This window comes from Nocardiopsis ganjiahuensis DSM 45031 (assembly GCF_000341085.1).
In the GTDB taxonomy this organism is placed as follows: domain Bacteria; phylum Actinomycetota; class Actinomycetes; order Streptosporangiales; family Streptosporangiaceae; genus Nocardiopsis; species Nocardiopsis ganjiahuensis.
Window position 1 is genome coordinate 14,921 of record NZ_ANBA01000023.1, and the last position, 21,883, is coordinate 36,803.

The window sequence follows — 21,883 nt, forward strand, 5'->3', positions numbered from 1 at the left end:
CCGCCCCCTCGGGCGAGCGACCCGCCGGAGCGGCCTCCGCCCAGATGGCGGAGATGCTGTCGGGGTTCGCCGTCTCCCAGGCCCTCTACGTGGTCGCCAAGCTGGACCTCGCGGCGAAGCTGCTCGCGGGGCCGCGCACCCCGGCCGAGCTGGCGAAGGAGTCCGACGTGTTGGAGGATCCGCTGCGCCGGGTCCTGCACACTCTCAGCGGCGTCGGTGTGGTGACCCACCGGGAGGGCGACCGCTTCGCCGTCACCGACCTGGGCGCCACCCTGGCCGGGGGAACCCCCGGCTCGTTGCGCGGAACCGCGCTGCTGTGGATGGAGACCCACTACGAGGCCTTCGGGGAACTCCTCGGCACCCTGCGGACCGGCAGCACCGGGTTCGCGCTGCGTCACGGCCAGGAGTTCGTCCCCTACCTGCGCGAGCACCCCGAACACCTGCCCGGCCTGACCTCCGCGATGGCCGAACTGAACGGGGGGCCGCGTCAGGCCCTGCTGGCCGGCTACCGGCTGCCGGAGGGCGAGGTCGTCGCGGACATCGGCGGAGCCGACGGCTCGGTGCTCGCCGCCCTCCTGGCCGACGATCCCCGACGACGCGGCATCGTCATGGACCTGCCCGAGGTCGTCCCCGCCGCCACCGCCCGGATGAGCGAGGCCGGACTGGCCGGACGGGTGAGTACGGTCGGCGGCGACTTCTTCACCGGGGTACCCTCGGCCGACGTCTACCTGCTTTCCGCAGTACTGCACGACTGGTCCGACGAGGACTGCGTACGGCTGCTCGGACGGATCGCGGAGGCGGCCCGACCGGGCGCCCGGCTCGTTGTGATCGAGTCGCTGCTACCCCTGGACGACGAGCCGCACCCGAGCAAACTGAGCGATCTGATCATGCTGACGATGGCGGGCGGACGGGAACGCACCGGGTCGGAGTACACGACGCTCCTGGGCACCGCCGGATTCGTCGTCGACAGGACCGTCTCGGCCCCGGCCGGCGGTTACTCCGCCATCGAGGCGACCTTCGAGGCCGGTTGAGTGTCACCCGCCGAACCTTCGACGTGAAAGTACGACCGAACCTCCGGAAGGACACCCGATGACCGCACCCACGAGCGAGAAGCCCGACTTCACCGGACTGCGCGCGCTCTACGTCAACTGCACCCTCAACCGCTCTCCGGAGCGCAGCCACACCCAGGGCGTGATCGACCGCAGCGTGGCGATCATGGAGGCGAACGGGGTCAGCGTGGACCAGTTCCGCGCCGTCGACCACGACATCGCCACCGGTGTCCGCCCGGACATGACCGAGCACGGGTGGGAGACCGACGAGTGGCCCGCGCTGCTGGAACGGGTCCTGGCCGCTGACATCCTGGTCATCGCCGGATCGATCTGGCTGGGCGACAACAGCTCGGTGACCCGCCGGGTGATCGAGCGGCTCTACGGATACTCCGGTGTTCTCAACGAACAGGGCCAGTACGCCTACTACGGGCGCGTCGGCGGCGCTCTTCTGACCGGCAACGAGGACGGTCTCAAGCACTGCGCGATGAGCATCCTCTTCAGCCTGCAGCACATCGGCTACACGATCCCGCCCCAGGCCGACGCGGGCTGGATCGGTGAGGTCGGCCCCGGCCCGTCCTACCTGGACGAGGGCTCCGGCGGCCCGGAGAACGACTTCGCCAACCGCAACATCAGCTTCATGACCCACAACCTGATGCACACGGCCTCGATGCTCCGACACGCCGGCGGCTTCCCGGCCTACGGCAACCAGCGCGCGGCCTGGGACGCCGGTTGCAGTCCCGACAACGCCAACCCCGAACACCGCTGACCATCCGTGACCACCCCGGGGAGGGGTCCGCGGATGCGTGTGGACGCCGTGTCGCCGACTCAGTCCGCCTGCTTCTTCACGTGCTCCATGATGCGCTGGGAGAGCCGGGCATACGTGTTGAGCTGGTTCGGCGTCAGGGCCTCGACGAACAGGCGGCGGACGTGCTGGGCGTGCATGGGTGCGGCGTCCTGGATCGCCTTGTAGCCGAGCGGGGTGGCGACGACGAACGCTCCGCGCGCGTCCTCGGGGCATTCCCTCTTGGCCACGAGCCCGCGCTTCACCATCCGCGAGACCTGGTGGGACATACGGCTCTTCTCCCACTCGACGATTTTGGCCAGTTCCAGGAAGCGCATCTCCCCGTCAGGCGCCTCGGTGAGCTTGACGAGCACGAGGTAGTCGGACGCGGACATGTTGGAGTCGGCCCGAAGGAGGCGGGACAGCCGCCCTATGAGGATCTCCTCCATACGGATGAAACTCTCCCAGGCGGCCAGTTCGTCCGGGGCGAGCCCGCTCGGTGTCTCATTCATGGACGCAGTGTAACGAAGATGTTGACACCTCACCTAATAGAGCATGCGTGACGATGCCGACGAACCCCGGCGGCCGAGGATCCGGATCGCCCGGATCCTCGGCCGCGCCGAAGCGTCCGTTCCCCGCGGTGGCCGCCGCGGCACCGGGTGAAGGCGCTCACCCGGTTGTCGGGCGACCGGTCCTAGTCAGTGGGAAGAACGAACCGCGGTTCCTCCGCCACCGTCGGCGTTCCCATCAGGGTCTCTCCGATGGCGGCCCCCATCCGCTCCAGGCCCTCGGCAGCGGTTTCGGCGTCGACCTGGGGCGCCTCGGCGGCGCACACCTCGCCGGTGATCCTCTCGGGATCGGCCGGCCCCGGGTTGTCGAAGGCGTCCAGGGCCAGGGCCGCGGCGACGGGGTCGGTCGTGCCGAGCACCAGGTGGTCGGACGCGTTGCCTGCGCACACCTGCTGGACGGCCACGTTGCGCACGTTCTCACCGGTCAGCACCGACGCCCCGGACTCGTCCGCGGTGGCCGGATGCACGGTGTCGTCGGTGGTGCTGAGGATGCTGGTGGTGCTGACCTCGGCAAAGGTTTCCTGCGGCGAGTTGAGTTCGGCGATGAAGCGCGCGTCCGGGTCCATCTGCCACAGGGCGGGCGGGCATTCGGCGTCGGTGGTGCAGTGGGTCATGGTGCTGCCGTGGTGCGGCGAGCCCAGGGTCACCAGGTCGTCGACCATGCCCCTGGTGTCGGGCCAGAAGCGCAGTGCGGCCCGGCCCAGGACCCCGCCCTGGCTGAACCCCAGGACGTCGATCCGCTCCCCGTGCTGTTCGTGGGCGCCGCGGATCGCGTGGGTGACGTACTCGGCCGAGATCTGCATGTCCGCCGTGGAACTCTCGGGCGGCTCGACGGTGCAGACCGTGCGGGTCTCGTTCAGCCAGGGAAGGTAGTTCCAGGAGAAGGTCTCGTCCGCCGTGAGCAGGGTCGGCGGGATCAGCAGGACGGGAGCGGCTTCGCTGTCCTCCGGGCCTTCGAAGCACTCGAACGCCGCTGCCAGCTCGTCGCCGGAGACCGTGAGTTCCGGTCCGGACTCGGACACGCTCGTGTCGGGAGCACCGGTGTCCGACGACGGTCCCTGGCCGATGCCGAGCGCGGCACAGCCCGTCATCGGGATGGCGAGCGCCAGCAGGAGTGCTGCCAGATCGCGCTTCACCCGCCCTCGCCGAAACAGGTTCTTACGGAAAGGCTCCGTGTCGATGGTCGGTCCCTCGGTATTCATGGCAGCAGAGCTTCCTCGGTGGTGGGTGGAACGGGGCCCCGGTCGGGAACGGTCGTGGAATCGCGGCCGAGGCGGGTACGTTGGCGACGCTAAAACCTCACATCGATGTGAGAGGCAAGGGCTGTGTCACAGTTCACCTGCTTGTCGGCGAGGAAGCCCGGGCGTTCACGCCCGGGAGGAATTGCCGTGCCCGCTGGATCATGAGCGCAGGCGGCAGTGCGCGGCGGGTTTCGGAGGAGTTTTGTGGTTCGGCCCCGCGGGCGGGGCTGGTGTCGTTAGTGTGTTCGATCATGAAGGTGGTCGTGCGGGTGAAACTGCTGCCCTCGCCGGAGCAGGCGAGGGCGCTTGCGGCGACCCTGCACGCCTGCAACCGGGCGGCGAACCACGCTTCGCAGGTGGCCCAGGACAGCGGGGCCCGGCACAAGTACGCCCTGCAGGAGAAGGTCTACCACCAGCTGAAATCGGATTTCGGGTTGTCGGCGCAGCCCGCGGTGCGGGTGATCGGCAAGGTCGCCGACGCCTACACCACCCGTGCCGCGAACCTGGAGGCCGGGAACCTGGGCCCGAAGGGGTCAGCCAGCCGCCAGCGGGTGGAGGCCACTCCGATCGCTTTCCGTGCGGACGCCGCCCAACCCTTCGACGACCGGTGTCTGTCCTGGCAGATGGACGCCCGCACCGTCTCCATCTGGACGGTGTCGGGCCGGTTGAAGAACCTTGGCTTCACCAGCTCCCCGGACCAACTCAAAATGCTGGCCGAGCACCGCCAGGGCGAGAGCGACCTGATCTTCCAGGACAGGGCCTGGTTCCTCGCAGCAGTCTGCGAGGTCCCCGAAGCACCGCTCAACGAGGCCCCGGAGGGGTTCATCGGGGTGGATCTGGGGATCGTGGAGATCGCCACCACCTCCACCGGCCAGCGCCATGCCGGGCGGCAGTTGAACCGGTACCGGCGCCGCCAGATGCGGCTGCGCGCCAAACTCCAGGCCAAGGGCACCAAGAGCGCCAAACGGGTCCTCAAACGCCAGCGCCGAAAGGAGTCCCGGCGGGCGCGGGATGTCAACCATCGGATTTCGAAGAGCATCGTGGGACAGGCCGAACGCACCGGCCACGGGATCGCCCTGGAAGACCTCAAGGGCATCCGTGGCCGGGTACGGCAGGCCAAGAGGAATCGTTCCGCGTTGCATGCGTGGAGTTTCGCGCAGCTGCGCGACTTCATCACCTACAAAGCGCGCAGGGCGGGGGTACCGGTCGTGGTCGTGGAGGCGGCCTACACCTCCCAAACCTGCTCGGAGTGCGACCACACCAGCAGAGGCAACCGGCCCTCGCGGGCCCGGTTCGTCTGTCGGGGTTGTGGAGTCATCTTGCACGCCGATGTCAATGCTTCACGCAACCTCGCCCACCGGGGCGAGGCGGTGTGGACCGCGGGGCGCCCGTCAACCGCCCCCGCACCCTCCAGATAGGAGGGTGCTGGACGCGGGAGGCCGGACCCACCAGCCAGGTGGGCGTCTACCCACAAGCCCGTGGCTTCAGCCACGGGTAGTTGACGAAGGGATCGGCATGAGGATCGGGGAGCTCTCACGACGGACCGGGGCGAGCATCCGACTGCTGCGTTACTACGAGGAGAAGGGCCTGATCGGCAGTACCCGCAGTTCCAGCGGGCAGCGCCACTTCACAGAGGACGCCGTCCCACGCGTGGAGTTCGTTCGCCGACTCCTCGCGACGGGGGCGACCAGCCGTGCCATCGCCGAGATGATGCCCTGCTTCGACACACCTCTCGAGGAGACCTTCGACAGCGCGATGGAACGCCTGGCCCAGGAGCGCCGGCGCATCACCAGCGACATAGAGGATCTCCTACGGGCCCGGAAGGCCCTGGACGCCCTGATGGACACCGCCCGCGAGCACCGCGCGCGGCTGCCGGGGAGCCAGGCGGGCTGATCCCCTCGACCTTCCCCTCCGCCGGGTGTGACCGTCACGCGCCGTGCGTTCCGAACTCCGAGGAGCCGTCCGATGCTCAGCAGTGAACTCGCCGAACTCGCCGGGGTCACCGTCCGCACGTTGCGCCACTACCACCAGATCGGGCTGCTGCCCGAACCCCCGCGCTCGGCCGGGGGCTACCGGCGCTACGACGTCGGCGACCTCGTACGACTCCTGCGGATCACGAGGTTGACCGCACTGGGCGTCCCCCTGTCCGTGCTCCCGTCGGTGCTGGATGACCCGGCGGCCACGGAGGCGCTGCTGGACGATCTCGACCGCCAGGCGGCCGCCGAGATCGAACGGCTCAACGCCCGACGGGCCGACATCGCCGCCCTGCGCAGCAGCGGCACACCGCCCGACCTGCCCCCGGAGCTGTCGGTGCTGCGCTCCGGCCCCGAGGCCGGGGTGCCCGAGGAGATGGCCCGACACGAACACGAACAGCTGATCCTGCTCGGGCACCTGCTCGACACGGACGGCCCGACAGGGCTCGCCCTCCTGCTCGACGAGGTGGACAGGAAGATGCTCGAGCGGCTGGAACCGCTCACGGCGCGGTTCTACGCCCTCGGGTCCGACACCCCGGACGAGGAGGTCGCGGCTTTGATCGACGCCTGGGTCACCGAGCTGGAACCGCTGTCAGCGCGACTGGCCAGTTCGTCCGCGCCCGACTCGAAGGTCTCGGCCCTGCTGGACGAACTGAACAAGCAGGCCCTCAAACCCGTCCAGCACCGGGTAATGCGCAGGATCCTGCATCGGTTGGAGCACGAGCAGCGGTCGGCCGGAACCGGACAGGACTGAACGCGCTCCAAACACGGCGGCCGGGCTCACTCCGCCCCCTGTGCGGCCCGAATGGTCTGCGGCCCGCCTGCCGGTCGGCGCTTCGCCCTGCCCCGACCCCGCCGAGCACTGTGACCAAGAAAATGAAATGCAGCCTTGACTCCGACGCGACGTCGGAGTTTTCACTCGGGGATGTCCGCGTCCACCGACCGTGAGGACCCGCCATGACCGCCCCGTCGAAGCTGATCTCCGTCGAAGAGTTCTTCGCCCCGCCCGCCCGCAGCCGGGCCGTGCTCTCCCCGGACGGCACCCAGGTCGCCTACCTCGCCCCCTGGCAAGGGCGGCTCAACGTGTTCGTCCGCGACCTGGACTCGGACTGGTCCACCCCCGACGACACCGAGGGCTCGGGGGCGCGGCGCGTCACCGCCAACACCCAGCGCAACATCGAGGCCGCCTTCTGGAACGCTGACGGCCGCTACCTGCTCTTCCAGCAGGACAAGGACGGCGACGAGAACGCCCACCTGTACCGGGTCGACCTCACCCGCCCCGAGGAACCCGAGGCCGACCTCACCCCCTACGAAGGGGTGCGGCTGCTCGGCGCGTCTCTCCACCCGAACCGGCCCGGGACGGCGTACGTACAGCTCAACAAACGCCGCCCGGACCTGGTCGACCTGTTCGAACTCGACCTGGACACCGGTGGACTGACCACTGTCGCCGAGAACCCGGGCGACGTCTTCGGCTGGGTGGCCACCGGCCGCCGGGTGGTGTCCCACACCATCGAGGAGAACGGCGACCACGTCTACTCGCGGTGGGACCAGGGCCAGCCGCGCCCGATCGCACGGTTCCTGGGCACCGACGCGCCCTTCGGGATCACGCCGATCGTGCCCACCCCGGACGGCAACGGACTGTGGATCGGCTCGGCCCACGGCTCGGACCGCACGCGCCTGGTCCACCTCGATCTGGACACCGGCGAGCGGACCGACGTGGACAGCCACCCCGCCTTCGACCTGGACACCCCGCGCCCGGAGGCCGACCCTCGCTACCCCTCATCGGTGATCGTGCACTCGACCACCGGGGAACTGCTCGGTGCCCGCTACCTCGGCGCCCGCCAGGAGATCCACCCGCTGGACGCGCACTTCGCCGAGGTCCTGCCGCACCTGACCGAGCTCTCCGACGGCGATCTGGCGTTCGTGTCCTGCGACGCCACCGGCCAGAAGTGGGTCGTGGACTTCACCCATGACCGCGACCCCGGTGTGACCTGGTTCTACGACCACGGCACGGGGCGGGCTCGGTGCCTGTTCCGGCCCTTCCCGCACCTGGACCCGGCCCAGCTGGCCCCGGTCACCCCCGTCACGCTGACCGCCCGCGACGGCCTGGCCCTGCCCGTCCACCTGACCCTGCCGGTCGGTGGCGGACAGCGCGAACTGCCCACGGTGGTGCTCGTGCACGGAGGGCCGTGGTATCGCGACAGCTGGGTCTACGACCCCGAGGTGCAGCTGCTGGCCAACCGCGGTTACGCGGTGCTCCAGGTGAACATGCGCGGCTCCACCGGATACGGCAAGGCGCACACCCAGGCCGCGATCGGTGAGTTCGCGGGCAAGATGCACGACGACCTGCTCGACGCCGTGGACTGGGCCGTCGCCAAGGGTTACACCGACCCCGACCGGGTCGGCATCTACGGTTCCTCCTACGGCGGCTACGCCGCCCTGGTGGGCGCCGCGTTCACCCCGGACCGGTTCGCCGCCGCGGTCAGCTACACCGGCATGAGCGACCTGGCCGAGCTGACCGAAGGGATCGTCCCGTTCGCCCGCCGCAGCCTCGTGAACAACTACCTGCGCTACTTCGGTGACCCCGAGGTCCCCGAGGATCGGGCCGACATGCTGGCCCGCTCCCCCATCAGCCGGGTCGACGACATCACCGCGCCGGTCCTGCTGATCCACGGCGCCAACGACGTCCGGGTGGCGCGCCGCCACGCCGACCGGGTCTTCGAGGCTCTGCGCGCCCGTGGCGCCGAGGTCGAGTACCTGCTGAACGAGAACGAGGGGCACTGGTTCGTCAACGCCGACAGCAACATCGAGCTGTACGGCAGGCTCGAGCGCTTTTTGGCCCGGCACCTGGGCGGACGGTCCTCGACCACCATCTGACCCGCCGACCACCGGGGTCCCGCGACCACACCCCGCGGGACCCCGGCAGACCGCCTCGGCTCCAGCGGAGTTTCACGTCGACTCCGACCTCGGAAGACACACCGGGGACGGCATCGGTGAAGTCACCGCTCAGACATCCCTGAAATCCAAGAAGCAACCTGGCGAAGAGAAGGGCCTTTCCCGCCCCCTCGAACACGGCGTCCGGGTGTCAGCCCCGACCCTTCAGTTCACAAGGTCGCGCGTTGGCGCAGGAGTACGCCGCAACCGCGTCGAAGCGCGGTGGCGGCTTCGCTCAGGGCCTCAACGCCCGCGCTCCTCGCTGATGGAGTTCCCGCCGTCGACCGTGATGAGCTGACCCGTGATGTACGACGCGCCTTCACCTGCGAGGAACGCGATCACGGACGCCACCTCGTCCGCGGTGCCGGACCGGCCGACGGGTGCGGCCGCGCCCATCGCCCGCTCGTGGTCGGAGGCGGACGGAGTGTCGATCCACCCCGGAGCGACGGCGTTCACCGTGATGCCCGCCGCGGCCGTGTCGATCGCCGTCGCGCGCGTCAGTCCGACCATGCCGGCCTTCGCCGCGTGGTAGGCGACATCGCCGGGGTAAGCGGCGACGGGCCCCGACACCGATGACACGTTGACGATGCGGCCGTAGCCGGCAGCCCGCATGAAGCCCGCCACCGCGCGGGTCATCAGGAACGACGTGGTCAGGTTTCGCTCGAGCGAGGCATGCCAGTGGTCGAGGGGCAGACCGCCGACCGCGCCCGAAGCATACGAGTCGGACACGGAAGTCATTCCGGCGTTGTTGACGAGGATGTCCACGCCGCCGAACGCATCCGACGCGCACGTGACGACGGCGTCCACACCGGTCTGATCAGTGAGGTCAGCGACCACCCCTTCCGCTCGGATACCGGCGGCGCGCAGTTCCGCGACCCGGTCGAAGATGCGATCCGTCGTCGACGTGACAACCACACGGCTTCCGCCGGAGCCGAGAAGACGGGCTGCCGCGAACCCGATTCCCCGTGCGCTTCCCGCACCGGTGATGATGGCGACTCGCTGCCTTTGAGTGGTCATGGTGAGACCTTCCGTTCAGCTGTACGACCGCACAATCTCCACCGCGGTCAACGTCCTGGCACTGTTTCCGATGCGGACCGGGTTCCCCACGCGCGCCTTTTTCGATGAACCCCACCCGATGGGCCCTTCGGCGAACGTCTTCACACGTTCGTTCCCACCACGCACGGAGACGAGGTCCGCGGGCCACCCCCGGGGTCCGTCGTCTCGGTGAGCGCCGCACACACCTCTGCGCCGGGGCTCGGCTGCCCGAGGGCCCACACCGACCATCCGGCCCCCCAGACAGCGGCAGAACCGTGTTGAGCACGCCGGAGCCCGTCGACTCCGCATGCTTTGCCTCTCACCCCGCAAAGGTGACGTCCCGCAGTGTGGTGAGTTCTTCGGCCGCGGTGCGGGTCGGTGGGCTGAGTCTATGCCGCGTCGATCCCAGCCGGCGGCCACGTCCTGGGGATGTCGGTGATGATCTTCGCGGAGTTCTCGCTGAAGTGGCGTCGGTCGGCCGAGCGCCACTCGTCGTGCCGGCCGACCAGACCGCATCGCGCCGAAGCCGGTCTGCTCGGACGCCTGGGGCCGAGCGGGCTTCGCGCACGGTGCGCGCTCCTCGCTCAGCGACGGAGCTCGATCTCGGCCTGAGCGAGCGCTGCCCGAACCACCTTGCGGTCGGCCCCCGTTCTCCTGGCCGGGGAAGCTCATCGGCTCCTTGAGCCACACCAGCATCTGGCGGCGGGCCGGGTTGGACAGGGCCCGGAACACAGCCGTCAGCTCCGCTTCCGAGAACATGTGGCGATCGTGACGCGCGTTCATCGACGATTCGGGATATGGCGATCTGAATCATATTGACAATTCGTGATATGACGATCTAAGGTCGGCGCATGTCTACTTCGATGCGTGTGATGGAACTCGTCCGCTTCGGTGACGCCGACACCGCGTTCGCCGGCCGAGAGCTGCCGAGACCCGCCCCCGGCCCCGGCCAGGTACTGGTGCGCGTGCTGGCCACGTCCGTGAACCCCCTCGACCTCCAGACCCGGCGCGGCGACTACCGAGACCAGATGGCGCTGCCCGCGGTGATCGGCAACGACGTGTCCGGCGTGGTGGTCGAGACCGGCCCCGGGGCGAACGACTTCCAGCCGGGTGACGAGGTCTGGTACCTGGCGCCGATCTTCGCCGGCCAGGGAACCTACGCCGAGTTCCACGTGGTCGACCAGTCCCTGGTCGCCCGCAAGCCTGCACGGTTGTCACACGTCGAGGCCGCCGGTCTCGCGCTCGTGGGCATGACGGTCTGGGAAGCGCTGGTCGAACGCACCGGGGTGCAGGCCGGGGAACGGGTCCTGGTGCACGGTGGAGCGGGCGGGGTCGGCTCGGCCGCCATCCAGCTCGCCAAAGCACTGGGAGCCGAGGTGGTGACCACCGCACGGGCCAGGGATCACGAGTTCGTCACCGGCCTGGGAGCCGACGTCGCGATCGACTTCTCGGCCGGTGACTACGTGCCGCGGGTCCGTGAGCTGGGCGGGGTGGACGTCGTGATGGACACGGTGGGTGGGGACACCCTCACCCGCAGCCCGGAGGTCCTCAACGACCGAGGCCGGGTGGTGTCCATCGTGGACACCCCCGAACCCCAGAACCTGCTCGCCGCGTGGGGGCTGAACGCGACCTACCACCTCCTCTTCGTCAGCCCCGGCAGGGCGAAGCTCGAGGCCCTTGGCCACCTGGTCGACCAGGGCGAACTCCGGCCGGTGATCGGTGCTGTGCTGCCGCTGGCCGACATCGCACAGGCGCACGCGCTCTTGGAGGGCGGCTCTTCCGGCGAAGGCCGCAAACGCCCCCGCGGCAAGATCGCCATCGCCGTGCACCCCCTGGACGAGTAACCCCGCCGGGCGACGCCTTCGTCTTGAGCGACCCGGCCGTCCCGGCCCGGGACGGCTGGGTCGCTGATGTCGGCCGACCCAACCGGGACTGTGACGCGGGCAAGAAGGACGCGGGCAAGAAGGTCGACACCATCGAGATCAGTCCACCGTTCGGATCCCGGACGAAGCTGGTGCGTTCCCCGTCCGAGGCGAGGTTGTCGGCCCCGGGCGGTGTTGGACAGCTGATGCTCGATACGGTCGCCATCAAGGACGTCGGTGACGCCGCACGTCTGGGTCTGGTCGGTGGTGTCAGAGCTCAGGCTGGTGGCCAGGTCACCGTCGCCGTGCTCGGGCAGACGCCAGACGGCGGCGGCACCCTTGGTCTCGGCGTCCGGGCCCGGCCGCCGGGAGGAGAAGAGCAGCGAACCGCGGCGCGCTCTCCCCCTCTTCGGAGAACGAGGAAGAAATCGGTGATTTCACCGGCTCACGGTACCGCGCGCCACAAAGCGGGCACCGGGGCCCGTCAGGACCAGACGCGGCGGGCCGCGGCCTCGGCCCCGGCGACCAGACGCGCGGGTTCGGTACCGGTCAGCTCGCCCCCGCGCTTGCGCCCCACCCCGTCCACGAACACGTCGGTGACGTTCTCGGGACGGCCGTTGAAGACGAGCTGGGCGATCCAGTCACCGCGGGGCGCGAAGTTCAGCGCCCTGGGTTCCACCACCATCACGTCCGCCCGTTTGCCCGGGGTGATCGAACCGATACGGTCGCTCTCCCCGATCGCCCGGGCTCCGCCCATGGTCGCCATGTACAGGACCTCCTCCGGTCCGGGGTAGGCCGAGGCGTCCAGGGACACGGCGCGGTGGAGCCCCACGGCCGCCTTCATCGAGGCGAACATGTCCCCGGAGTCGTTCGCGCCCCCGTCCTGCCCCAGCCCGATCCGCATACCGCGCCGATGCGCCTTCGCGATCGGCATGACCCCCGTGCCCAACCGCATGTTGCTCAACGGGCAGTGCACCACCGCGGCCCCGTGGCCCGCCAACAGGTCGAGTTCGTTCTCGGTGACGTGGATGACGTGGTTGAGCAGGGTGCGGGGCCCCAGGGCGTCGGACTCCGCCAGGAGGGAGACCGGGTCGTCGAGCCGGTCGGTGGGATCTTCGAGGAGGTGGAGGTTGAGCACCGCCCCCAACTCCCGCGCGAGTTCGGCGTGCACGCGCACCTGTTCCGCATCCTGCCGGGTGGCGCACGTGGCCACCTGCCCGGTGCCCAGCGGGTGGGGCCCGACGAGGTCCTGCAGCACCTTGGACACCAGCTCGATATCCGGGAGTTCCTGGTAGGTGGCGTGCGCGAAGCGCAGGCCGCTGTCCGACACGGCCTCGACGTAGGCCTCCGAGACGGGATAGTCGAGGGCGGGGACCCAGTCGACCACGGTGGTGGTGCCCGACTGGAGGGTGTCGGCCGCGGAGAGCCGCACGAAGTGGTACATGTCCTCGGGTCCGATCCTCGGCACCGCCGTCCACACACAGGCGCTGAACCACTCGTAGAAACCCAGGGCGGAACCGCGCCCGCGAATGGCGCTCTGCCACAGGTGCGTGTGCGCGTCCACGAAGCCGGGGAGCACCAGGCGCCCGCCCGCGTCGACCGTCTCCGTGCCCGGCGGGGGACGGATCGCGGCACCGACCGCGGTGATCACGCCCGACTCCATGAGGACGTCGGCGTGCTCCAGCGCTCCGAGGGGCCCGTTTCCCGACGCCGGGTCCATCGTCAGGACCAAGGCCGCGTCACGCAGCAGGATTCCACCGGTGTGTGCGGCGGCGCTCATACGACCACCCCTTTCGATTCGGCACGATTCACCGGGCGAACGCATGTACACGGCCGGCCGTGGAGGAACGGCCGGCCCCCCGAATCCGCGCAATGAAACCATGCATCGCATTTCCTAGGACCGGTGAGCAAGCAGCACCACACCGGAACTCCACCATTGAACCCGGCCGCCCGGCGCCCGGACAAGGGAGTCGGCCGAGGACACCCGGAAAAGGATCGGACGAACCCGGCCGAACACCTGGGTTTCGCATTTCGGAGACCCACCCGACCCCATAATGGGAAATCATTAAAACACAGAATGCTTCGCCCGTGTTATACAGGAAACGCGCCACCGGCGCATGCCGAGCAAACGAACGAGATAAATCCAATCAAAACGGAAATTCGTGTTCACCCTCGACACGTACTCGATCAAAGGAAGGCAATTCCCTTGGCCAATACCACCGTCCTGCTCTCCGGAGGCCTGGACTCCACCGTGCTCGCCACCTCCATCGTCCGGGAACACGGTGCCGACTCGGTCGACACCCTCACCATCCACTACGGGCAGCGCCACGTCCGTGAGCTGGAGGCCGCCGCGGAGGTCTCGGCGGCGCTGGGCGTGCGCCACGACGTCATCGACCTGTCCGTGCTGGGCTCGCATCTGACCAGTGCCCTGACCCCTTCCAGCGACGGTGGAAACGTGCCCCACGGCCACTACGCGGAACCCACCATGGCCGCCACCGTGGTCCCCAACCGCAACGCCATCCTGCTGATGGTCGCAGTCGGTGTCGCCTCGGCGCGGGGCCACTCCGGTGTCGCCACCGCCGTGCACGCCGGCGACCACCCCGTCTACCCCGACTGCCGGCCCGAGTTCGTGGAGGCCGTCGCCCGTGCCGCCGAGGCGGGCACCGACGGGCAGGTCACCGTCACCGCGCCGTTCGTGGACATGGCCAAGGCCGAGATCGCCGCGCTCGGCCACCGGGTCGAAGCCCCCGTGCACCTGTCCTGGTCCTGCTACGAGGGCGGGGAGACCCACTGCGGGCGGTGCGGCACCTGTGTCGAGCGCGCCGAGGCCTTCCACGTAGCCGGCCTGAGTGATCCCACCTCCTACGCCGACACGGCGTTCTGGCGTTCCGAGGTCGTCTAGGCCCGCGCGGACCCGCGTCCGGTCACGTGCCCTGACCGGACGCGGACCGGGTGGAACGGGGACACCGTTCCACCCGGCCGGTCGGCGGTGCGACTACTCCGAGTCGCACGTGGGCGTGTAGGACAGCACCTGGGCCCGCAGCGCGGGATCGGACTCGAGCTCACCGGCCAGGTGCGTGGTGAGCATCGAGGCCCCGTGCGCCTCCACCCCCCGAAGGGTCATGCAGGCGTGTCGCGATCGGATGAGGCAGGCCGAACCGCGGACGTCCAGGCGCTTGACCAGCGCCGCCACCGTCTGCTCCCCGATCCGTTCCTGCACCTGTGGGCGCGCGGCGTACTCCTGCAGGACCCGGGCCAGCTTCGACAGGCCGACGATGGGCGCCCCGGGCGAGGGCAGGTAGGCGACCGTGGCCCGGCCGGGGAACGGCAGCAGGTGATGCTCGCACAGGGCCACGAACGGCACGTTCACAGCCGCGATGACCCCCTGGTTGGCCGACTCCGGCCGGAACTGCACCTCCAGGTGCCGGGCCGGGTCGAGTCGCATTCCGTGCGTCATCTCCGCGATGGCCCGCACGTAGCGCTCGGGGGTGCGGTGCATCGAGTCGGTGTCGCATCGGATACCGAGGGCTACGAGCATCGCACGAGCGTGACCGACGGCGGACGCCTCGTGGACATCGGGAACGGTGTGCTCCGGGAGTTCTGTGGTCGTGGTGGTCACGGATGCGGCTCCTAGTTCACTGGTTGTGCTCGAGGGACAGGGGTGGCCGCTCGGTCACCGGGGCCCGTTCCGCCACACGGCGTTGTTGACGTGCGTCTCGGTCACGCTGACCGTGTCGATCCGGGCCCCGGGCACGTGCGCCAGCCCGGACAGGGCTTCCTCGGCCACCCGTCCGAGAAGCACCGCCACGGCCTCCACCGTGGGGTGGGGAAGATCGCCGGCCGGTTCCTCGGCCGGCAGCGGGTCAGGCGCCCCGAAGCGGAACAGCTTGCTGCCGTGGTCGGCCAGGAGCTTGGCCATCGGGTCGTCGAAGCCCAGCATGGCCCCGTGGTCGAGATAGGTGTCGATCCAGGAGCGCAGCGCTGACTTGAAGGTGCCGAACTCGACGACCGTGCCGGAGTCGAGCGTCGGCGCGACCGCGGACACCTCGACCCACCAGGAGTGGCCGTGCAGGTTCGTGCACTTCCCGCCCAGGTGCGGCAACCGGTGCGCGGTCTCGAAGTTGTGTCGCACGGTGACTCCGTGCCGGTCGGTCCGGGTCGCGGTGCTCGTGGTTTCCGTCATTCGATCCCCAGGTACTTGTGGGTTTGCAGGCACAGGCTCCAGCGCGGATGGTCCATGCAGTACTTGAGCGCGGCCTCGGTGTTGGCGGCGGTCTCGGGCCCGTCCATGGGCTGGAGCCGAAAGGATCCGAAGGTCAGGTGTTCGAACCGCTCGGGCTCCCCGCCTTCCTGCGGATAGACGAGCTTGAGCTCGTCGCCACGCTCGACGACGAGCGTGGAGCCGATCTTGGGGCTCACACACAGCCAGTCGATGCCCCGCGGGGGGACCCGGGTCCCGTTGGTCTCCACCGCGACCTCGAATCCGCGCTGGTGCAGGGCGTCGATCGCGGGCTCGTCGAGCTGTAGGAGCGGTTCTCCCCCGGTACAGACGACGAACCGTCGCTCGGCGGTACGCGGAGACCACTGCGCCTCCACGGCGTCGGCCAGGTCCTCCGGGGTGGCGAAGCGCCCGCCGTTCTGCCCGTCGGTGCCCACGAAGTCCGTGTCACAGAACTTGCAGATCGCCCGGTGCCGGTCCTTCTCCCTCCCGGTCCACAGGTTGCACCGGGAGAAACGGCAGAAGACGGCGGGACGGCCCGCGTGGGCGCCCTCTCCCTGAAGGGTGTAGAAGATCTCCTTGACCAGGTACGTCATCCCTGTTCCTCGTGCTGGGCGGAAAAATCGGTCATCGCGCTCGCGCCGTCGCGGCTGGGTCCTCCCAGAGCACGGGCACCGCTACGGGTGTGATCGCCATCCGGTCGGGGACCCATTCGACCTCCCGGGGCGGTACCGCGAGCCGTAGGTCCCCGAGGCCCGCCAGGGCGACGAAGGCGAGCGCGCTCACCCGGCGCGTCAGGCGGGCTCCGGGGCAGTAGTTCGGCCCGTGGCCGAACCGCACGTGGGGGTTGGGGCGCCGGCCGGGGTCGTAGGCGTGGGGTTCGGCGAACCTGGCGGTGTCGAAGTTGGCCGCGTCGGTGGAGACCAGGACCATTTCGCCGGTACGCACCTTGTGTCCGGCCAGGTCGGTGTCCTCGGTCGCGATCCGGGCCAAGGCGTTTCCGAGCACCACGCTGTAGCGCAGCAGTTCCTCCACGTCGCCGTCGACCGTTTCCGGTTCACCGCGCAGGCGGGCGAGGACCTGCGGCATCTGGGCGAGGTGGAAGGACGCCACGCCCAGGAAGCTGGCCAGGTCCTCGTATCCGGCGACGAAGACGACACCGAGGATGTTGGCGAGTTGTTCCGGCGTGAGGGCCCCCTCCCCCCGGTTGCGCGTCACCAGCCTCGGCAGCAGACCGGTGGCTGCGGCGAGACCGTCGCGCTCGAACTGTTCGAGCATGTGGTCCCGGAGCCGCCCCCAGTTGCGGTGGACCGTCTCCTCGGGCAACCGCATGGTGAGATCGGTGTCGGCCCAGACCTTGAGCTCTGACAGGTCCGACTCCGGCAGGCCCAACAGGCGGCACATCACCCGACCGGCCACGGGTTCGGAGAAGTGGCGTTGCAGGTCACAGGGCGCCCCCTGGGCGACCGTCTCCTCGACCGCCTCCTGGATGACGGCACGCAGCCAGGGATCGGGCAGATCCGCCATGTCGTGCAGGGAGCGCTGGATCTCGTCGTACATGCCCGCCCTGCGCAGGTACGGCATCGCGTCGAGCAGTTCCGGGGCCAGGAGCGGCACGTCCTGCACCGGGCTGTCCCCGTCGGCCACCTGGGCACGCGCGAAGCGCGCCCCCGACAACACTTGTCTGACCTCGGCGTGGCCGGTGACGAGCCAGGCCTCGTCTCCCGCGTTCGTGGTGACGCGAAGCATCGGGCACCCGGAGCGCAGCTCCTCGGCCAGGCGGTCGCCCCGGGTGCTGAACGGGTAGCGCGGCAGGCCCGGGTCGATGGCTGTCATCTCTGCGTTCCTCTCAGGATTGCTGGTCACGGGCGGACACCGCCGGGGCCACGGGACCCGGACGAGCACCGGTCCCAGCGGACCGGCAGCCGCAGTGGAGCGCGCAGCGGCGCGTCCTCGTCCCACTCCAGCCGGTCCACGGCCGTGTCAGGACGAAGACCCGGCAGGCGGGCGAGCAGGGTCTCCAGCGCGATGCGCAACTGCATCCGGGTCAGGTGCCCTCCGGGGCAGTAGTGCGGTCCTCTGCCGAAGGCCAGGTGCGGGTTGGGGCTGCGCTCCGGATCGAACTCGTCGGCCCGGCCGAAGGTCTCCGCGTCCCGGTTGGCGGAGGCGATGACCGGCATGACCGCCTCGCCCTCGCGGATGTGTCGGCCTCCGAGTTCGAGGTCCCCGGTCGCGACCAGGACGACGATCGCGTTCATCAGCGGGACGTGGCGCAGCAGCTCCTCGACGGCGTCCGGTATCAGGTCCGGGTGCAGGCGCAGGCGGCTCAACAGCCGGGGGCGTTCGAGCAGGGTCGGAAGCGCCGAGCCGAAGTGCTGGACGTTGGTCTTGTACCCCGCTATGAGCATGCTGATGGTGACGCTGATCAGGTCGTCGCGGTCGAGCCCGCCCTCGTCCCGCGCGGCCCGGGCCAGCTGCCCCAGCAGCCCGCTTCCGCCGCCGCGCCGGCACTCGTCGACGAGGTCGGCGGCGAAGTCCCGCAACGCGTCCAGAGCGCGCAGAGTCCGCTCCAGGGGCACCCGGGTCGCGTCCAGGACCGTTTCGGTGTGCTCGGTGAAGGCGGCGCACTCAGCGGGGTCGACACCGAGGAACTCGCAGAGCACGCGCAGTGGGAACGGTTCGGTGAAGCCCTCGACCAGGTCCCCCGGGGGCCCTTCGCGAAGCAGCTCGTCGACGAGCTCGTCGGCGACCGCCCGGATCCGGGGGGCGAGCGCCTCCAGACGCCGTGGTGTGAACGCGGGGGCGACCGCCCCCCGTACCCGTTTGTGGACGTCCCCGCGCAGTTCCAGCAGGGTCAGCACCTTCCGGGGCCACGGTTCGGCGTCCTGCGGCGGCCAGGTCGCGATGACGGGCCGGACCAGCCTCGGATGGGCGAGCGCCTCCCGCACGTCCGCGTACCGGCTCACCAGCCAGACCGGCTCTCCCGTGGGCAGCCGCACACGGGAGATCGGACGTTCGGCCCTCAGAGCGGCGTAGGCGCAGGGGGATCCCGCGGATCCGGGCTCCGCCTGGGGTACCAGGGGGAGTTCCGGCACCCGGTCGGTGGCGGCGTTCATCCTCGCCCCCTCGACAGCGCTGTGCCCGCGTGAGCCACCGCTACGGGCTCGACCCGGGAGGGCCTGCGGATGAAACCGCAGCCGAACATGAAGTCCAGATAGCGGTCGATGAGGGCGTCGTCGACCGGCGGGCAGGTCAAGCCCGCCTCGGCCACGGCAGCCTCCGCGTTGGCCCTGCCCAGGCCGGGGAAGACCTCCTCCAGGTACAGCTCCTTGACGGACAGGTCGGTTCCCCTCCCCCGGTCCACGCACAGGGACACGAAGGGAGCGGTGGGACTGGTGGGGTCCTCGGCGACATGACGCACCAGCTCGGTGACCCAGTCCTGGTAGGACAGGGTCCTGATACGGCACCCGGCGGCGCGCATACGCCGCACGACGTCGGACAGCCGGGCGGGGCGCGGGTTGGTCAGATGGTAGACGGGCCTGGGCGGGGAGGACCCCGTGGCCACGTGCAGGATGGTGTCGACCAGGTGGTCCACCGGCACGAAGTCCATCGGCAGGTCCATATCGGGGGCCACCCCCGTCTCGGCGATCATCTTGAACATCGAGCAGATCGCCGTCTCGGTGTTGCAGATCCCGCTCTCCCGGTCCCCGGTGATCTCGTAGGGCCGGTACACCGTCACCGGCAGCCCCGACCGGCCCGCCTCACCCAGCATGCGCTCCGCGACCCACTTGCTCTCGGCGTAGCCCATGGTGAGCCGGTCGGCGTACGCGAGGGGCGTGTCCTCGGCCACGTGCCCCACCCCGGCGCTGCCGAACCCGGCGAGGACGGCGATGGTGGAGAGGAAGTGGACGGGCACTCGGCGCGGCGCGGACAACCGCACGAGCTCACGGGTCGCCTCGACGTTGGTCGCCCGCAGTGCCGAATACGGATAGACGAAGTTGACCCTCGCCCCCGAGTGCAGGATCAGGTCGAGCCGATCCGCCAGGTGAGCCGCGTGTGACTCGTCCAGTCCCAGCCGTTCGGCGCCCAGGTCCGCCGGGAAGCAGACGAGGCGGTCCTGGTCTCCCGGCGCGGACAGTCCGTAGCGGGCCAGGTTGGCCAGGACCCTGCGGTGGGCGTGCTGAGCGTCGCGGGCGCGAACCGGGCAGTGCACACGGGCCCCGGTTCGCGACAGCAGCCGATCCAGCAGGTAGGCGCCGACGAAACCGGTGGCCCCGGTGAGCAGCACCTCCGCCGGATCGCCCGGGTCGGGCGCGGGCCCCCGCTGCGGCGGCAGGTCGAGCCCGAGGCGTGCCTCCACCTCGAAGTCGGTCGACGTCTCGGGGGCGACGTCGACGGAACCGGAGAGGAGCCGTCCGACGCTCCTGGTGAACTCCTCCAGCTCGGGCCGTTCGATCAGGGCGCGGATGAGCGCGCTGCCGTGTTCGGCTCCCACCCCCAGCGCGGCCCGGGTGCGGTTCACGGCCTCCGCCGCGAGAAGGGAGTCGCCCCCGATGAGGAAGAAGTCGTCCCCGGGTTCGGGGGTCACCCCGACCGTGGCCCGCCAGGCCGAGACGACACCGTCCCGCACACTGTTCACTCCCCCCTCGGGCCCGGGAGGGACGGGCTCGACCTCCACCGCGGCCTCCGCGGCGAGACGGGCGCGGTCCACCTTGCCCGCCACGGACACCGGGAACGATTCCCAGGTGTGGAAGGCACGGGGTACGGCGGCCGCGGGCAGCCATGAGGCACAGAACCCGCGTAGCCCGGCGGTCTCGATCCCGCGCCCGGGGTCGGCGGGGACGATGTGGGCCTCCAGGTGCGCCGAACGCACCTGGACGACGGCGTCGGCCACGTCGGGGTGCGCGCGCAGGCGTGCCTCGACCTCGTCCGGCTCGATGCGGTGGCCGCGGATCTTCACCTGCCGGTCCATCCGGCCCCGGTACTCCAGCCGCCCCTCGCGGTCGAGGAGGGCCCGGTCCCCCGTCCGGTAGAACCGCTCGCCGTCCGGGAGCTCCACGAAGCGCTCGTCGGTCAGCCGGGCGTCGCCCAGGTAGCCCAGCGCCAGGCCGTCACCGCCGACGAGGAGCTCCCCCTCCTCCCCGATCTCCGCGATCGTGCCGTCGGAGCGCAGGACGCGGCAGCTGGAGTTGGCCAGCGGAGTACCGATGGGCACGGACCGGGCTTCGTCGTCCAGGCCGCTGACGGGGTGGAACGTGGACACCACCGTGTTCTCGGTGGGGCCGTAGAAGTTGACGACCTCGGTGTTCGGGCAGGTGCGCAGCACCGCGCGTGCCAGGCCGGGGTCCATGGCCTCCCCGCCGGCCGAGACGAAGTCCAGTACGGCGAACGCCTCCGGAACCGTCCGTGCCACGTGGTGGAAGACACTCGTCGTCAGGTAGGCGATGTCGACGTCCTCCTCCCGCAGCCTCCGGTGCAGCGCCTCGGGCGAGAGCAGTTCCTCACGGTCGACGACGACCAGGCAGGCGCCGCCCACCAGCGCCGACCAGATCTCGATGGTGGAGGCGTCCGACGAGGGGCTGTACCCGTGCAGAACGCGGTCTCCGACGCCGGGCCGGGGCAGCCTCGGATCGGAGGCCGCCAACCGTACGACCCCCCGATGCGGCACCGCGACCGGTTTGGGCCGGCCGGTGGAGCCGGAGGTGAACATGACATAGGCGCACTCGTCCGCGGTGGTGTCGGCCGCGGGCAGCTGCTGAGGACTCGGCGGTCCCGCGGTGCCCAGATCGATCCGGGCCGCCAGACGCCGCACTCGGCACACGGAGCCGGGCAGGACGACCGCCACGCGCACACCGGCGTCCTCCGCCATGGCGTTGATCCGGGCCGGGGGGAGGTCGTCGTCCATCGGCACGTAGGCGCAGCCGGCGCGCAACACCCCCAGGAAGGCGATGACGGCTTCGGCGGAACGGCTGCCGCACACGCCGACGGCGTCGCCCCGGCGCACGCCGGCCGTCAGGAGCCGCACCGCGAGCTCCCGGGACCGGCGGTCCACTTCCGCGTAGGAGAGCTCCCGGCCGCGGTGGCGGACCGCCGGAGCGTTCGGGTTCCGACCCGCACAGTCAATGAAGAGTTCGTGCAGGAGCGCATCGCGGGGAAAGTCGGTGGCGGGGCCCCGCAGGTCCGTCGTCGACACCGTGCCCATGGCCGGTCCCGTCATCAC

Annotated in this window: 18 protein-coding genes; 8 read left to right on the plus strand and 10 right to left on the minus strand. The window is 70.2% G+C overall.

What is annotated here, in order from left to right:
* The first annotated feature begins 44 nt into the window (after positions 1-44).
* Together D458_RS34375 and D458_RS0127545 are read left to right on the plus strand one after the other, a co-directional pair.
* Complete coding sequence (locus D458_RS34375) at positions 45-1,031, plus strand: methyltransferase (protein WP_017589944.1); 987 nt, start codon at positions 45-47, stop codon at positions 1,029-1,031.
* Between the two features lie 58 nt (positions 1,032-1,089).
* The gene (locus tag D458_RS0127545) at positions 1,090-1,815 is read left to right on the plus strand and encodes a flavodoxin family protein (RefSeq protein ID WP_017589945.1); all 726 of its coding nucleotides are present in this window, start codon (positions 1,090-1,092) and stop codon (positions 1,813-1,815) included.
* A gap of 59 nt (positions 1,816-1,874) precedes the next feature.
* Here D458_RS0127545 and D458_RS0127550 read toward each other — a convergent pair whose 3' ends face one another.
* Together D458_RS0127550 and D458_RS34380 are read right to left on the minus strand one after the other, a co-directional pair.
* Positions 1,875-2,342, minus strand: coding sequence for a MarR family winged helix-turn-helix transcriptional regulator (locus D458_RS0127550; protein WP_017589946.1), 468 nt, complete (start codon positions 2,340-2,342; stop codon positions 1,875-1,877).
* 182 nt (positions 2,343-2,524) lie between these two features.
* On the minus strand, positions 2,525-3,601 hold the full coding sequence (locus D458_RS34380; RefSeq protein WP_083936444.1) for an esterase/lipase family protein: 1,077 nt from the start codon (positions 3,599-3,601) through the stop codon (positions 2,525-2,527).
* A 290-nt stretch (positions 3,602-3,891) separates the two neighbouring features.
* On the opposite strand from D458_RS34380, the gene D458_RS0127560 reads away from it, so the two are divergent.
* The 4 genes from D458_RS0127560 (at position 3,892) to D458_RS0127575 (ending at position 8,490) form a co-directional block, all read left to right on the plus strand.
* Positions 3,892-5,058, plus strand: coding sequence for an RNA-guided endonuclease InsQ/TnpB family protein (locus D458_RS0127560; RefSeq protein WP_040702871.1), 1,167 nt, complete (start codon positions 3,892-3,894; stop codon positions 5,056-5,058).
* 97 nt (positions 5,059-5,155) lie between these two features.
* Positions 5,156-5,533, plus strand: coding sequence for a MerR family transcriptional regulator (locus D458_RS0127565; RefSeq protein WP_017589949.1), 378 nt, complete (start codon positions 5,156-5,158; stop codon positions 5,531-5,533).
* A 72-nt stretch (positions 5,534-5,605) separates the two neighbouring features.
* Complete coding sequence (locus D458_RS0127570; protein ID WP_017589950.1) at positions 5,606-6,367, plus strand: MerR family transcriptional regulator; 762 nt, start codon at positions 5,606-5,608, stop codon at positions 6,365-6,367.
* 203 nt (positions 6,368-6,570) lie between these two features.
* Positions 6,571-8,490 (plus strand): S9 family peptidase, encoded by a 1,920-nt coding sequence (locus D458_RS0127575; protein ID WP_017589951.1) that lies wholly within the window; start codon positions 6,571-6,573, stop codon positions 8,488-8,490.
* A 300-nt stretch (positions 8,491-8,790) separates the two neighbouring features.
* Here D458_RS0127575 and D458_RS0127580 read toward each other — a convergent pair whose 3' ends face one another.
* Positions 8,791-9,564, minus strand: coding sequence for an SDR family NAD(P)-dependent oxidoreductase (locus D458_RS0127580; RefSeq protein WP_026119736.1), 774 nt, complete (start codon positions 9,562-9,564; stop codon positions 8,791-8,793).
* An 869-nt stretch (positions 9,565-10,433) separates the two neighbouring features.
* Between D458_RS0127580 and D458_RS0127585 the strand changes: the two genes are divergently transcribed.
* Positions 10,434-11,426, plus strand: coding sequence for a zinc-binding dehydrogenase (locus tag D458_RS0127585; protein ID WP_026119737.1), 993 nt, complete (start codon positions 10,434-10,436; stop codon positions 11,424-11,426).
* Between the two features lie 502 nt (positions 11,427-11,928).
* On the opposite strand, the gene D458_RS0127590 is transcribed toward D458_RS0127585, so the two are convergent.
* Positions 11,929-13,224 carry an amidohydrolase family protein gene (locus D458_RS0127590; protein WP_017589954.1) on the minus strand — a complete coding sequence of 432 codons (1,296 nt, stop codon included), beginning with the start codon at positions 13,222-13,224 and terminating at the stop codon, positions 11,929-11,931.
* A 426-nt stretch (positions 13,225-13,650) separates the two neighbouring features.
* Between D458_RS0127590 and queC the strand changes: the two genes are divergently transcribed.
* Complete coding sequence (queC, locus tag D458_RS0127595) at positions 13,651-14,346, plus strand: 7-cyano-7-deazaguanine synthase QueC (protein WP_017589955.1); 696 nt, start codon at positions 13,651-13,653, stop codon at positions 14,344-14,346.
* 93 nt (positions 14,347-14,439) lie between these two features.
* Here queC and folE read toward each other — a convergent pair whose 3' ends face one another.
* From folE to D458_RS0127625, 6 genes are read right to left on the minus strand one after another with little or no spacing between them, the layout of a single operon-like run.
* Complete coding sequence (gene folE / locus D458_RS0127600) at positions 14,440-15,063, minus strand: GTP cyclohydrolase I (protein WP_017589956.1); 624 nt, start codon at positions 15,061-15,063, stop codon at positions 14,440-14,442.
* A gap of 54 nt (positions 15,064-15,117) precedes the next feature.
* Positions 15,118-15,576: a 6-pyruvoyl trahydropterin synthase family protein gene (locus D458_RS0127605; RefSeq protein ID WP_026119738.1), complete on the minus strand. Its 459-nt coding sequence runs from the start codon at positions 15,574-15,576 to the stop codon at positions 15,118-15,120.
* A gap of 47 nt (positions 15,577-15,623) precedes the next feature.
* Positions 15,624-16,259, minus strand: a complete 636-nt coding sequence (queE, locus tag D458_RS0127610; protein ID WP_017589958.1) for a 7-carboxy-7-deazaguanine synthase — start codon at positions 16,257-16,259, stop codon at positions 15,624-15,626.
* 31 nt (positions 16,260-16,290) lie between these two features.
* Complete coding sequence (locus D458_RS0127615) at positions 16,291-17,499, minus strand: cytochrome P450 (RefSeq protein ID WP_017589959.1); 1,209 nt, start codon at positions 17,497-17,499, stop codon at positions 16,291-16,293.
* A gap of 26 nt (positions 17,500-17,525) precedes the next feature.
* On the minus strand, positions 17,526-18,779 hold the full coding sequence (locus D458_RS0127620) for a cytochrome P450 (protein ID WP_017589960.1): 1,254 nt from the start codon (positions 18,777-18,779) through the stop codon (positions 17,526-17,528).
* Positions 18,776-21,880, minus strand: a complete 3,105-nt coding sequence (locus D458_RS0127625) for an amino acid adenylation domain-containing SDR family oxidoreductase (protein ID WP_017589961.1) — start codon at positions 21,878-21,880, stop codon at positions 18,776-18,778. The genes D458_RS0127620 and D458_RS0127625 overlap by 4 nt, the downstream gene beginning before the upstream one ends.
* Positions 21,881-21,883 lie beyond the last annotated feature (3 nt).

Coding starts and splice junctions, on each gene's coding strand:
- D458_RS34375 (WP_017589944.1), top strand. CDS start 45: ATGGCGGAGATGCTGTCGGGGTTCGCCGTCTCCCAGGCCCTCTACGTG.
- D458_RS0127545 (WP_017589945.1), top strand. CDS start 1,090: ATGACCGCACCCACGAGCGAGAAGCCCGACTTCACCGGACTGCGCGCG.
- D458_RS0127550 (WP_017589946.1), bottom strand. CDS start 2,342: ATGAATGAGACACCGAGCGGGCTCGCCCCGGACGAACTGGCCGCCTGG.
- D458_RS34380 (WP_083936444.1), bottom strand. CDS start 3,601: ATGAATACCGAGGGACCGACCATCGACACGGAGCCTTTCCGTAAGAAC.
- D458_RS0127560 (WP_040702871.1), top strand. CDS start 3,892: ATGAAGGTGGTCGTGCGGGTGAAACTGCTGCCCTCGCCGGAGCAGGCG.
- D458_RS0127565 (WP_017589949.1), top strand. CDS start 5,156: ATGAGGATCGGGGAGCTCTCACGACGGACCGGGGCGAGCATCCGACTG.
- D458_RS0127570 (WP_017589950.1), top strand. CDS start 5,606: ATGCTCAGCAGTGAACTCGCCGAACTCGCCGGGGTCACCGTCCGCACG.
- D458_RS0127575 (WP_017589951.1), top strand. CDS start 6,571: ATGACCGCCCCGTCGAAGCTGATCTCCGTCGAAGAGTTCTTCGCCCCG.
- D458_RS0127580 (WP_026119736.1), bottom strand. CDS start 9,564: ATGACCACTCAAAGGCAGCGAGTCGCCATCATCACCGGTGCGGGAAGC.
- D458_RS0127585 (WP_026119737.1), top strand. CDS start 10,434: ATGTCTACTTCGATGCGTGTGATGGAACTCGTCCGCTTCGGTGACGCC.
- D458_RS0127590 (WP_017589954.1), bottom strand. CDS start 13,224: ATGAGCGCCGCCGCACACACCGGTGGAATCCTGCTGCGTGACGCGGCC.
- queE (WP_017589958.1), bottom strand. CDS start 16,259: ATGACGTACCTGGTCAAGGAGATCTTCTACACCCTTCAGGGAGAGGGC.
- D458_RS0127615 (WP_017589959.1), bottom strand. CDS start 17,499: ATGACAGCCATCGACCCGGGCCTGCCGCGCTACCCGTTCAGCACCCGG.
- D458_RS0127620 (WP_017589960.1), bottom strand. CDS start 18,779: ATGAACGCCGCCACCGACCGGGTGCCGGAACTCCCCCTGGTACCCCAG.
- D458_RS0127625 (WP_017589961.1), bottom strand. CDS start 21,880: ATGACGGGACCGGCCATGGGCACGGTGTCGACGACGGACCTGCGGGGC.